Below are 12,177 nucleotides of genomic sequence, written 5' to 3' on the forward strand. Positions count from 1 at the left end.
GTCGGTCACTTCGTGGTCCTCCTCGGGGCCAGCAGGGTCACGCCGTCGGACGCCGGAGGGAGCCCCGCGAGCATCGCGACGATCTCCTCCCAGGCCTCGACGTGCGCGGTCAGGTCCTCGTCGCGGGGCGTCCACGAGGCCCGGAGCTCGAGCTGTGCGCCGTCGCCCTGGGCCGCGAGGTCGCCGTAGCCGCGCGAGATGATCTTGGTCGCCGTGCCCGACGCCCGGTCGTACGTCGCACCGTGGGCAGCGAGCGCGTCGACGAGCCAGCTCCACGTCACGTCGGCGACGAACTCGTCGACGCCGATCTCCGGTTCGAGCGGTGCCTGGGCGAAGGTCACGACGCGGAACGCGCCGCCCCAGCCCTCCGGTTCTGCAGGGTCGTACAGGGCGATGAACCGGCCGGTCCCGAGGTCGGAGTCGATGCCGTGCACGGCGCCCGACACGTCCGCCGCGAGGGCGATCGAGTGCGGTGCGATGCGTGACGGCGAGGGGATCTCGGTGACGGTCGTCTCGGTGCGGGTCCGGCCCGGTGCGACGAACGCGCGCAGGCGTTCGAAGGCCTCGGGCTCTCGGGATTCGGACACGCTTGCAGACTAGGCTCCGGACCATGTCCCGATCAGCGCGACCCGCCGAGGACGTGGCCCAGGAGACCGCACGATCGGCCGGGGTCGTCGCGCTCGGCGCGGGCATCGCGGCCGCTGCGGTCACCACCGCGGTCATCGGCGGCTTCGTCGCCGCCGTCGCCCGGGCGGTCGTCACGCCCGACCGGAAGCGCGTCGAGCGTGTCCCGATCCACGCGGTCGACACCGGTCGGATGACCGTGACGCTCGAACGGACCGCCGACACCGAGCTGCAGGGGCGCTACAGCCTGTGGTTCGGCGGCGGTACCGGGCACCTGCGCGTCGGCGAGGTGCTCGGCACGACCGACACCACGGTCACGCGTCGCATCATCGCGATCGACGCCGGCGACCCGACCGCGGCTCGGCGCGGGCGCTGGGGCGGGTGGTTCTACCTCACGCCAGGCGAGCTCGACGTGCCCGTCGAGGACGTCGACATCCCGACACCGAACGGCGCCGCGCCGGCGTGGGTCGTCCGCGCCGACGACCCCGACGCGCCCTGGGCCGTGCTCGTGCACGGTCGCGGGGTCACCCGCGCCGAGACCATCCGCGCCGTCCCGGTCTTCCGCGCCGCCGGCTACTCGGTCGTCCTCGCCTCGTGGCGGAACGACGGCGTCGCCCCGCGCAGCGAGGACGGACGCTACGGCCTCGGCAGCACCGAGTGGGAGGACGTCGACGGCGTGCTCCGCTGGCTCACCGCGCAGCAGGCCCGGAGCGTCGTGCTCATGGGATGGTCGATGGGCGGTGCGGTCGTCCTGCAGACCCTCGTGCGGTCGCGGTTCGCCGGGCTCGTCGACGGGATCGTGCTCGAGTCGCCGGTCGTCGACTGGCACGCGGTGCTCGAGTCGCAGAGCCGTGTCCTGAAGCTCCCGCGCCCGGTGCGCAAGGTCGCCCAGCGCATCCTCCGGACGCCCGTGCTGCACCACGTCGCCGGGCTGCACCACCCGGTGGACCTCCGGGAACTCGACATGGTCGCCCGAGCTGACGAGCTCGACGTGCCGATCCTCATCCTGCACAGCGACGACGACGGGTTCGTGCCGTCATCGGCGTCGCACGAACTGGCGCGGGTCCGGCCGGACATCGTCCGGCTCGAGGTGCAGACGACCGCGCGGCACACGAAGCTCTGGAACCACGACGCCGACTGGTTCGACGCACGGATCCTCGCGTGGCTCACCGAGGTGGTGCAACCGACGGACGCGACGAGCGCGCGGTAGACGCGAACGATCGTCGGACGGGAGGCACGGTGCCAGCTGGCACCGTGCCTCCCGGCCGTCCTGGGTCAGGGTCGGTCGTCGTCCTGGTCGTGCGGCAGACGTCGCGCGATCGTCGTCGCGAGGACCGCGGCGCGGTCCGGTGTGAACGCGACGGTCGCGACCACTCCGGGAGCGTCGAGAGCGCAGAAGGGGAGGTCGTCAGCGTCGAAGCGTGCCACTGCGGCGACGAAGGACTCGAGGTCGAGGACCGTGAACCCCCCCCTCGGCGGGCAGACCGTACTTGGTCGCGAACGTCTCCGCGGTCGTTCGAGCGCCCTGCTCGAAGAGTCTGATGCGGTCGTCGGGCGCGAGGAGTCGGACGAGTTCGAGGGCCCGGTCAGCGCCGGGTGCCGCGGTCGCGGCGAGCAGCGTCGCGAGTTCAGCGGCGCTGATGGTCTCGACCCCGGCGGTACGGTCAGTGACCGTAGCGGACAGGAACGCGCCGTCCGACGCCCGGAGCAGGACCGTGAGGACCTCGTCGCCGAGGTCGACCTACCGGACCAGCACCGGGTCGTGCCCGAGCTCGTCGAGGGGCGTCACGAGGGCATCGTCGCGGGGCGTCCCCGCTCGTCTGCTCCGGCGGAGTGCGCGGGCGATCGCGGCGGCAGGGGCGTCGTACCCGAGCACGTCCGCGTCGTCCGGCACGGCGTCCAGGATCTCGTGGGCTCGGGTGGGACGTCGAGGCGTCTGGGGAGGGTCAGGCGGAGCAGTGGCACGCTCGTGCCGGAGGTCGTCACGTCATGCCTCCACGAGGATGCGGGGAGCAGCCGGAGCGTGTCGGCTGTGGCCGTGCCGACTACCGGACACCGTGACCTCCGTCGCCCTCGTCCGCGGCGCGGATGAGCTGGTCCGGCCGGGGGAGTTCGGCCGGCATCTCCGTCGTGAACCACGGGAGCTCGAAGGAGTCGATCCGGCCGTCGAGCATCCACACGAGGACTTCACCCGCGAGCGGTGCCTCGTCCGTGCGGTAGGCCAGCGATCCCGGCAGACGACCGTCGGGCAAGTCGGCTCGGGGTGTCTCCGCGAGCACGACGTCCCAGATCCTCGGAGCTGTCTCCTGGACGGCTCGCACCGCCTCGGCCTGCTGTCGGAGTTCCGCCGCTCCCGGCGCGGGGAGCGTGTCGAGGAACGCGAGCAGGAGCGACTGGACGCGGTACGCGGCGAGGTCAGCGTCTCGAGTGCCGATCGAGGGTACCGCGACCTCCGGACCGAACAGCCGCTCGAACGCTTCCGAGACGCCGATGACCGAGGGATCCAGGACCACGGAGGCCTCGCCGCTGTGGAAGAAGTCGATGCGGAGGACCGCCCGGGCCGGGTCAGCCGCGGCGCCGAACGGGACGCCGAAGAACTCGCCGTCGATCAGCTGGTCGTTGTCACGGACGAGCGTCAGCATCTCGTCGTGTGAGAACCACAGGCCAGGTGGCGGTGCTGCTCTGAGACGACGGTCCCACTCGTGCACGTTCACCGTCGATCCCGAGCGCACGACGATGTCGAGATCGGTGACGAGCCACCGGAGCGGTGGGACGGTCAGCGATGTGAAGACGTCGTGGAACGCGGGGAGCAGGTGTTCGTCCGACGGCCGTGTCCGGAAGGACAGAAGGCCGCTTTCGGTCTCTGGGTGGTGAAGCCAGATGGCAGGGCCCCCGCCCGGCATGATGATGATCCTGGTCGGGGGCGTCTCCGGTCCGATGTAGTGCCACGACTCGAACTCGGGGTGCGGTCCGGCGGTCAGACGCGAGCCGTCGGAGAACGTCATCGACAGCGTCGAGCCCGTGGCGTGCGCCTCGGTGACCACGAGCGTGTGCAGGCGGAGAGCCGGCACCAGCCCCGACTTGTCGCCCTCCGGATCGATCATCGTTGCGGTGTCCGGTGACCCACCGAGGGAGAACGGACACTCGAGGATGACGGTGGCGCCGTTCGAGAGCAGGAGTCGGAGCGAGTAGTCGACCCAGATGGCGTCGATCGTCTCTCCGACGAGGAGCAGGGGGACGTCCTCGATGGCCAGTTCGCTCATCGTTCGCTCTTCCGCGGGCGGTCCGGATTCGTGCGTGCTCGCTCAGAAGGTTGAGCGGCCAGCTCGTGCATCCGCGCGTCCGCCTCAGTCTTGTAGATCTCACCCCAGGCGATGCTCGCAGGCATGTCATGGGCAGGCTGGTCGACGTCAGGCAGACAGATCTGCACGAAGTGCGGGAAGGCGGGGAACGTCCAGAGGTCTTCGTCCTCGAACCGACTCCACAGCAACAACTCGCTGATGCCGAGCGGGTGACCGAGCTCCTGACCGTGGACGGGTGGATCGCAGCTGACCATCAGCGCATGACGACCGTTCGGGAGCTCGACCGGTCGTTCGACCTCGCACCGGAAGACGGACGAGAACCGCAGGCTGTCCATGGACGAGAGGAAGAACACTTCTTGCATGTCAGAACTCCGGTCTGATGCCGAGATGCACGATCAATCGAACAGCTTCGCCGACGCTATCCCCGGTCGGTGCCGAACTTCTTCGAAAGCCGGAAGCCAGCGACGGATGCCGTGATGTGCCTGGATGGCTTTCTCCAAGATCAGCGGCGAGTCGATCGCGCGACGGGGAATCTCCTTCGACTCGGATTCTGTCGCATGCCGAACCTCGGAGCCGCTGAATTCGTGATCTTGACGCCATCGAGTTCGGCAGCCCCGTAGGTGAAGGCAGGCAGATACCGCTCAGAGTCGGCGGCAGCGTGTCCGATCATCTCCCACATTCCTGGTCGAAATCGGGAGTCGAAGATCAGCCGGGAAAACAGCGGTTCCGACCCCGTCAGATCGTCGAGTCTGAGCGACGGGTCCTCGTCAGCTCCGAAGATTCGGTCGAGGATGATGACGTAGAGAGCAGATATGTACTCGCTTACGACCTGGCCGGCCGAGCGGCGCTGGTCGTCGACGGGAATCGTGAACACTTCGCCGATGGACACGTCGGAGACGCTCCTCGCATTGTTCAACATCAAGCGACCGATGCTGTGGTGAGCCTCGAAAGCCCTCTCCAGTACCATTGGCGAGGCGATCGCGAGACGTTGACGCTGGCCCCGGTACAAGCCGAACTCAGTCCGGGAAGAGTTCCGACGATGATGGCATCGGCACCCAGCGCACCTTCTCGAGAGCGGGATTTCTGGGTGCCACACCGGCAGCCATCATCAGGAACTTCTCGATGAGCATGGGCGATCGCGTCGTTCTCGGAGGGATGGTAGCGGCTTCTTCGGCGGTCGCCGCGCGGGTCCTCGTCTCATCGAAGCTCGTAAGTCGGACGCCCCCGGTTTCTGGCAGCCCCCAGGTGGAAGCGGGCAGATACCGCCGATTGTCGGTCTGCGCCTGGGTGACCACTTCCCACATTCCCGGCCGGAATCGCGCGTCGTGGGTCCAACTGGCCACGATCGGCGGGTGCATCAGCGCGGCGAGCGCATCGGGGATCGCGACCGGATGCCGAACGAGGTGGTCGAAGACAACGACGAAGACCGCACCCTCGCCGACATGCAGAACTTGACCGACATAGGCGCGATCGTCGTCAATCTTCACACTGAAGACGTCGCTGACCCTGACCTCCAGGACGTCCTTCGAAGCACTCAATACGGATCCCCTCCTGCTGCTTGGTAGCGCGCCTCGCGCATCTGGTGTCGTTTGTTCTCGAGCAACCCATCAGGATTGCCCTTGTTGGTCGGACCGCCGAGACGCCCACGAGGCGTCGTGTCCGTTGTCCGTGAGCCAGTCCTGCACCGCCGTCACGAGGGACTGTGCGTGCAGCGTGCCCCAGCACGTGTTGCACCCCGACTCGTAGTCGGCCAGGGCGTTGCGGAACGACGACACCGCGCCGGACAGGGAGTCGTCGGCACCACGGGTGCTCGAGGCGAACGATCGGAGATCGGCCGGCACCGCCGACGACGTGCCCCCGCTGCCGCCACCGCCCGCCGGGATCGTGCGACTGCGGACCGAGACCGCATCGGCCTGGAGCTGGGGCTCCGGCTCGGGTTCCGGGGGCTTCGGGTCGTCCTCGGCGCCGAACCACGTCGACACCTCGTGCGCGGCACCGACGAAGAAGTTCTCCTCGCGCTCGCGCTTCCGAGCCTCCCACGCCTTGGCGTCGGCCCGTCGTCGGTCCTCCTGCTTCGCCGCCTCGCGCAGCTCGTCGACGAAGCCGACCAGGGACGACAGCGCGTCCGAGAGCTTGCTCGCGCTGCGGGAGGCGATGCCGGCGTTGTCGGCGAACACCTGCGAGAAGTACCCGCGGAACTCGCGTCCCGCGCTCGTCACCGCAGCGGCACGCGTCGCAGTCTGTCCGTTGATCGCGGACGCCAGGTTGCGCGCCGCGGTCTTCAGTGCGTCGGCGTCACCGTACGAGTACCCAGTCGGATCGTTGCCGTGGACCTTCGCCATGATGTCTCCCCCCGATGACTCCTCGATCTTGGCACGGCAGGAGGGCGGATGACCAGGAGGGGAAATATCGCGTACGGACAGAGTGACGAACGGGAGGCGCGGTGCCGGCCGGCACCGCGCCTCCCGTCCGTCAGGAGACCGCCATCAGTCCGCAGCGGCCGCCTGCACCTGCCGCTGCACCCGACCGAGCATGCCGACCATGCCCCGGATCCGCAGCGGGCTGACCGCCTCGGTGAGTCCGAGCGTCAGCGGGTAGTCCACCGGGACCGCCAGGACCTCGGGTACGGACAACCCGGACAGCCCCTGCGCCAGGATCGACGCGAAGCCACGGGTGGTCGGTGCCTCGCGCGGCGCCGTCGCGTGCATCCGGACCACGTCCGGCGCATCGCCCTCCGCACCCACCGTGACGGTGATGAAGACGGGGGACTGGCACTCCTCGACGCGCTCGAGCTCGTCCTCGTGCCCCTGCAGCCGCTCGGGCAGCGCAGGCAGCTCGTCGGAGAACTCGAGGAGCAGCTGGAGGCGGTCCTGCTGCGAGAGTTCGAGGAAGTCGTCGCGGATCTCGGCGAGGGGACGGGGGAGTTCGGTGCTCATCGGGTGGGAACGGTACCCGGCTCGGTGCCCGTGGCGATCGGGACGCGCACGGCGCTGCCCCACTCGGTCCACGAACCGTCGTAGTTGCGGACGTTGTCGTAGCCGAGCAGGTGCTGCAGCACGAACCAGGTGTGGCTCGAGCGCTCGCCGATGCGACAGTAGGCGATGACCTCGTCGGCATCCCCGATGCCGGCACCGTCGCGGTAGACGGCGTCCAGTTCCTGCCGGCTCTTGAACGTGCCGTCGGGAGCGGCCGCGGTGGCCCAGGGGATGTTCACGGCGGTCGGGACGTGTCCGGCGCGCAGGGCGCCTTCCTCCGGGTAGTCCGGGGCCGTGGTGCGCTCGCCGGAGTACTCGGGGGCGCTGCGCACGTCGATGAGTGGCTTGCCGAGGTGCTTGAGCACGTCCTCCTTGAAGGCGCGGACCTGCTCGTCGCGGCGCTCCACGACGGGGTACTCGACCGGTGTGACCTCGGTGCGGTCGGTCGTGACCGCGCGGTCCTCGGCGATCCACTTCGCCCGGCCACCGTCGAGCAGCCGGACGTCCTCGTGGCCGAACAGCGTGAACACCCAGAGGGCGTACGCGGCCCACCAGTTGTTCTTGTCGCCGTAGATGACGACGGTGGTGTCGCGGCCGATGCCCTTGCCGCCGACGAGCCGGGCGAAGGCCTCGCCGTCGATGTAGTCGCGCTGGACGGGGTCGTTGAGGTCGGTGTGCCAGTCGATCTTCACCGCGCCGGGGACGTGGCCCGTCTCGTAGAGCAGGACGTCCTCGTCGGACTCGACGACCACGAGGTCGGGGGACCCGGCACCGGCGTCGAGCTGCTCCTGGAGCCACTCGGTCGACACCAGGCGCTCGGGGTGGGCGTAGGCGGCGAACTTCTCGGACGGGTCGACCGGTGCGGTCATCGGGGGTACCTCCAGGCTGCGGGACGAGCGGGGCGGGCGAGGCATAGGATCGGTCCTCGGTGCCCGCGGGCAACGGTACGCGGACGTACCGACCGCCACCTGCAACGTGACACCGCACGACATGCTTCCCGGAGGGGCCACACTTGCCTGCACACCTCGTCGACCGTGATCCGCAGGTGACGCCGCAGCAGATGGCCGCCGCGCTCGTCCCGCCGCCGCAGTTCGCCGACGCGTCGTTCGCCAGCTACCGGCCGGACCCCGAGTACCCGTCGCAGGCGGCGGTGCGCGACGCGGTCGAGGCCTTCGTCGCGACGCGGCCGGAGCCAGCGCGGCGCGGACTGTTCGGCCGCCGCCGCGAGCCGGTCCAGCCGGCGCGCTCCGGCGTGTACCTCGACGGCGGGTTCGGTGTCGGCAAGACGCACCTGCTCGCCGCGGCCTACCACGCGGAGCCGTCGCGGAAGACGTTCGGTACGTTCATCGAGTACACCGCGCTCGTCGGCGCGCTCGGGTTCCAGGGCACGGTCGACCTGCTCCGTGGGACGTCCCTGGTGTGCATCGACGAGTTCGAGCTCGACGACCCGGGCGACACGATGGTGATGACCCGACTCATCAAGGAGCTGTCCGAGTCGGGCACGCGTTTCGCGGCGACGTCGAACACCCCGCCCGGTGCGCTTGGCGAGGGCCGGTTCGCCGCGCAGGACTTCCTGCGCGAGATCCAGGCGATGTCCGACCGGTTCGAGACGATGCGGATCGACGGGCTCGACTACCGCCGTCGGGCCGTGGACGAGTCGGCGCGGGTGGTCGGGGACGTCGTCGGTGCACTGCCCGGTGGTGCGACGACGCTCGACGACTTCCGGGCGGTCGTGGACCACCTGGCGACCGTGCACCCGTCGAAGTACGTCGCGCTGGTGGACGGGCTCGACGCCGTCGGGCTCACCGACGTGCAGGCGTTCACCGACCAGACCGACGCACTGCGCTGGGTGGCGCTCGTCGACCGCCTCTACGACGCGCAGGTGCGCATCGTCGCGTCCGGTACGCCGCTCGACCAGGTGTACCCGCAGGCGATGCTCGACGGCGGCTACCGCAAGAAGTACCTGCGGGCCGCGTCGCGCGTGGTCGCGCTGTCCCGCGCGGCCGACTGAGCCACCGTCGGACGGGAGGCCCGTGGCGACACCGCCACGGGCCTCCCGTCCGACGCGCGCGTCCGTCCGGCCCTCGCGGCGTCCCGTCAGCGGTGTCGGACCCGTCATCCGGTGTCCGGAAACACACCGTTCACACGGGAGCCCCACGCGTTACACCCGCGAAACACATCGTGCTCCCTCGCGAAACGTCGCCTCGCCAGACTCGTCAGCACCCGAGGGCGGTCCCGAGAGCCGCACTGCAATCGCGAGAGGTGAACAGATGCTTGATCAGGGCAACACGGCATTCGTGTTGATCATGGCGGCGCTGGTGTTGTTCATGACACCCGGCCTGGCCTTCTTCTACGGCGGCCTGGTGAAGGCCAAGTCCGTCATCAGCATGATGATGATGTCCTTCGGAGCGATCGCCCTGGTCGGCGTCCTCTGGGTGCTCTACGGCTACGCGATCGCCTTCGCGAACCACGGCGAGGGCACGAACGTCGCAGGCATCGTCGGGTTCTTCAGCATCGACTGGAACCAGATCGGCCTCGGCCAGGCGTTCGAGGAGGCCAAGGCCTCGACGATCAACGCTGCGTACCCGTCGATGGCGTTCGTCGGCTTCCAGGCCACCTTCGCGATCATCACCGTCGCCCTGATCTCCGGCGCGATCGCCGACCGCGCGAAGTTCGGCGCGTGGATGATCTTCGCCGGCGTCTGGGTCACCGTCGTCTACTTCCCGGTCGCCTCCTGGGTCTTCAACCTCACCTCGGGCATGTTCGCCACGTGGGGCGTCATCGACTTCGCCGGTGGCACCGCGGTGCACATCAACGCCGGCGCCGCAGGTCTCGCCCTGGCGCTCGTGCTCGGCAAGCGCGTCGGCTTCGCCAAGGGCGCGCACAAGCCGCACAACCCGCCCTTCGTGCTCCTCGGTGCAGCCATCCTCTGGTTCGGCTGGTTCGGCTTCAACGCCGGCTCGGAGGGCGCCGCCGACGGCATCGCCGCCCTCGCCTGGGTGAACACGCTCGCCGCTCCGGCCGCCGCGATCCTCGGGTGGCTCCTCATCGAGAAGCTCAAGGACGGCAAGGCCACCTCCGTCGGTGCTGCCTCGGGTGCCGTCGCCGGTCTCGTCGCGATCACCCCGGCCTGCGCCGCGCTCACCCCGGGCTGGGGCATCCTGCTCGGCTTCCTCGCCGGTGTGGTCTGCTGCTTCGCGATCGACCTCAAGTACAAGCTCGGCTTCGACGACTCGCTCGACGTCGTGGGCGTCCACCTCGTCGGCGGCATCTTCGGCACGCTCTACCTCGGCTTCTTCGCCGACGACACCGGTCTCATCTACTCGGGCTCCTTCGAGCAGCTCGGCAAGCAGGCCGTCGCAGCCGCAGCCGTCCTGGTCTACTCGTTCGTCCTGGCCTTCGTGATCGGCTTCGCCATCGAGAAGACGATCGGCTTCCGCGTGAAGACCGAGGACGAGGTCGCCGGCATCGACACCGCGGTCCACGGTGAAGAGGGCTACGTGCTCTACGAGGAGCGCGACGAGACCCCGGTCGCGGTCCGCTAGACACCGCACCACCCGCATGACGACGGGCCCCGCGCACACAGCAGGCGCGGGGCCCGTCGTCCTGTGCGGTGCCGGTCACAGTGGTCGCGACCACGGCGCGTGGCGCCTGCCACGCACGGGAGGCGCGGTGCGGGGCGGACCCGCACCGCGCCTCCCGTCCGGTGGTCGCGACCACGGCGCCTGGTGCGCCGTGCTGTCAGGTCACCAGGCGTAGTCCTCCGGCGAGGTGTCGTGGCCCGGGAAGATCTCGTCGAGCCGGTCGAGGGCGCGCTGGTCGAGTCGGATGTCGACGGCGCGCACCGCGGACTCCCACTGCTCCATCGTGCGCGGGCCGGTGATCGGCGCCGTCACACCGGGCTGGTGCAGCAGCCACGCCAGGGCCAGCTCGCCCGGGGTGTGACCGAGCTCCTTCGCGAGCGACTCGTACGCGGTGAGCTGGTCGCGGTGTCCCTCGACGTACTCCGCGCTGCGGCCGGACAGGCGCCGGGAGCCGTTCTCGGTCTTCTCGATGACCCCGCCGAGCAGTCCGCCCTGCAACGGCGACCACGGGATGACCCCGAGGCCGTACTCACGGGCGGCGGGCAGGACCTCGCGCTCGACGTCGCGCACGACGAGGTTGTAGATCGACTGCTCGCTCACCAGGCCGAGGCTGCCCCGGCGTACGGCTGCCTCCTGCGCCTGCGCGATGTGCCACCCGGCGAAGTTCGACGATCCGACGTAGAGCACCTTGCCCTGCTGCACGGCGACGTCGATCGCCTGCCAGATCTCGTCCCACGGGGTCGCCCGGTCGACGTGGTGGAACTGGTACAGGTCGACGTGGTCGGTCTGCAGCCGACGGAGGCTCGCGTCGAGCGACTGCCGGATGTTCAGCGCGCTCAGCTTGCCGCCGTTCGGCCAGTCGGTCATCTCGCCGTAGACCTTCGTCGCGAGGACGGTCTTCTCGCGTCGACCGCCGCCCTTCGCGAACCAGCGGCCGATGATCTCCTCGGTGGCACCCTTGCCCACCGAGCCGCCGTAGCCGTTGGCGGTGTCGAAGAAGTTCACGCCGAGCTCGTGCGCCCGGTCCATGATCGCGTGCGAGTCGTCCTCGCTGGTCTCCGGTCCGAAGTTCATCGTGCCGAGCACCGCTCGTGACACCGACAGCCCTGTCCGTCCGAGGTGTGTGTAGTCCATGCCTCCGGTCTACGCGGGTGCGGGTGTGCGAACCAGGCCCTGCGGGTGCCGGTCATGCGCCCGGCGTAGAACGGGACGAGCCGTCCTCCACGGAGCGCGGCCGATGGACCCCACACGGAAGGACGCACCATGCCCGCGAAGGACGAGATCCCCAGCACCCTGCAGCGGTCGCCGGAGCACGCGCAGGACATCTTCGCCGAGACGCTCGACTCGGCGAACGAGACGTACGGTCCGGGAGAGCGCGCACACCGCACCGCCTACGCCGCCGTCAAGCACGAGTACGAGAAGGTCGGCGACCACTGGGAGGAGAAGGACTCCTCCGGTCCGTCGGACTCCGGCGCGGAGGGCACGCGCGGCTCCGGGGAGACCCAGGGCGGCGTCGACGCGAACGCCTCGAAGGCGCACCTGATGGAGGTCGCGAAGCGCCTCGACGTCAGCGGCCGCTCGACGATGGACAAGGACGAACTCGTCCAGGCGATCAAGCGGGCGAACGACCGGGCGACGGCAGCGGCGCGGCGGTGACCGGACCGGCGACGGTCGCGTGGGGGTGACCGCGCC

14 protein-coding genes are annotated in these 12,177 nt (G+C 69.7%); 4 read left to right on the top strand and 10 right to left on the bottom strand.

What is annotated here, in order from left to right; all coding sequences use genetic code 11:
* Positions 1-5: 5 nt before the first annotated feature.
* Positions 6-587, bottom strand: coding sequence for a DUF3000 domain-containing protein (locus Q9R28_RS01735; protein WP_066654075.1), 582 nt, complete (start codon positions 585-587; stop codon positions 6-8).
* Between the two features lie 23 nt (positions 588-610).
* Between Q9R28_RS01735 and Q9R28_RS01740 the strand changes: the two genes are divergently transcribed.
* Positions 611-1,834, top strand: a complete 1,224-nt coding sequence (locus Q9R28_RS01740) for an alpha/beta fold hydrolase (RefSeq protein ID WP_311205347.1) — start codon at positions 611-613, stop codon at positions 1,832-1,834.
* A 531-nt stretch (positions 1,835-2,365) separates the two neighbouring features.
* Here the strand turns inward: Q9R28_RS01740 and Q9R28_RS01745 are convergent.
* From Q9R28_RS01745 to Q9R28_RS01780, 8 genes are all read right to left on the bottom strand, one after another.
* Positions 2,366-2,518, bottom strand: a complete 153-nt coding sequence (locus Q9R28_RS01745; protein ID WP_158407750.1) for a hypothetical protein — start codon at positions 2,516-2,518, stop codon at positions 2,366-2,368.
* A 151-nt stretch (positions 2,519-2,669) separates the two neighbouring features.
* Positions 2,670-3,887 (bottom strand): DUF6188 family protein, encoded by a 1,218-nt coding sequence (locus Q9R28_RS01750; RefSeq protein ID WP_251161059.1) that lies wholly within the window; start codon positions 3,885-3,887, stop codon positions 2,670-2,672.
* Positions 3,884-4,288, bottom strand: a complete 405-nt coding sequence (locus tag Q9R28_RS01755) for a hypothetical protein (protein ID WP_251161058.1) — start codon at positions 4,286-4,288, stop codon at positions 3,884-3,886. The genes Q9R28_RS01750 and Q9R28_RS01755 overlap by 4 nt, the downstream gene beginning before the upstream one ends.
* Positions 4,289-4,428: 140 nt before the next feature.
* On the bottom strand, positions 4,429-4,815 hold the full coding sequence (locus Q9R28_RS01760; RefSeq protein ID WP_251161057.1) for an Imm26 family immunity protein: 387 nt from the start codon (positions 4,813-4,815) through the stop codon (positions 4,429-4,431).
* Positions 4,816-4,942: 127 nt separating this feature from the next.
* Complete coding sequence (locus tag Q9R28_RS01765; RefSeq protein ID WP_066654081.1) at positions 4,943-5,464, bottom strand: hypothetical protein; 522 nt, start codon at positions 5,462-5,464, stop codon at positions 4,943-4,945.
* 69 nt (positions 5,465-5,533) lie between these two features.
* Complete coding sequence (locus Q9R28_RS01770) at positions 5,534-6,268, bottom strand: hypothetical protein (RefSeq protein ID WP_251154998.1); 735 nt, start codon at positions 6,266-6,268, stop codon at positions 5,534-5,536.
* A 144-nt stretch (positions 6,269-6,412) separates the two neighbouring features.
* Positions 6,413-6,862, bottom strand: coding sequence for a SufE family protein (locus Q9R28_RS01775; protein ID WP_251155417.1), 450 nt, complete (start codon positions 6,860-6,862; stop codon positions 6,413-6,415).
* Entirely contained in the window at positions 6,859-7,770 is a 912-nt protein-coding gene (locus Q9R28_RS01780; RefSeq protein ID WP_311205348.1) for a sulfurtransferase, read from the bottom strand. Before Q9R28_RS01780 ends, Q9R28_RS01775 begins: the two co-directional genes overlap by 4 nt.
* Before the next feature lie 191 nt (positions 7,771-7,961).
* On the opposite strand from Q9R28_RS01780, the gene zapE reads away from it, so the two are divergent.
* Together zapE and Q9R28_RS01790 are read left to right on the top strand one after the other, a co-directional pair.
* A complete protein-coding gene (zapE, locus tag Q9R28_RS01785) occupies positions 7,962-8,912 on the top strand; it encodes a cell division protein ZapE (protein WP_081985283.1) in 951 nt (316 codons plus the stop codon).
* Positions 8,913-9,171: 259 nt separating this feature from the next.
* The gene (locus Q9R28_RS01790; protein ID WP_209682810.1) at positions 9,172-10,446 is read left to right on the top strand and encodes an ammonium transporter; all 1,275 of its coding nucleotides are present in this window, start codon (positions 9,172-9,174) and stop codon (positions 10,444-10,446) included.
* 201 nt (positions 10,447-10,647) lie between these two features.
* Here the strand turns inward: Q9R28_RS01790 and Q9R28_RS01795 are convergent, their stop codons facing one another.
* On the bottom strand, positions 10,648-11,619 hold the full coding sequence (locus Q9R28_RS01795; RefSeq protein WP_066654088.1) for an aldo/keto reductase: 972 nt from the start codon (positions 11,617-11,619) through the stop codon (positions 10,648-10,650).
* Positions 11,620-11,748: 129 nt separating this feature from the next.
* Here Q9R28_RS01795 and Q9R28_RS01800 point away from each other — a divergent pair, with 129 nt between their 5' ends.
* Entirely contained in the window at positions 11,749-12,141 is a 393-nt protein-coding gene (locus tag Q9R28_RS01800; RefSeq protein WP_251160281.1) for a ChaB family protein, read from the top strand.
* The last annotated feature ends 36 nt before the right edge of the window (positions 12,142-12,177 follow it).

Origin of the sequence: Curtobacterium sp. BRD11 (assembly GCF_031844345.1) — a bacterium.
GTDB lineage: Bacteria > Actinomycetota > Actinomycetes > Actinomycetales > Microbacteriaceae > Curtobacterium.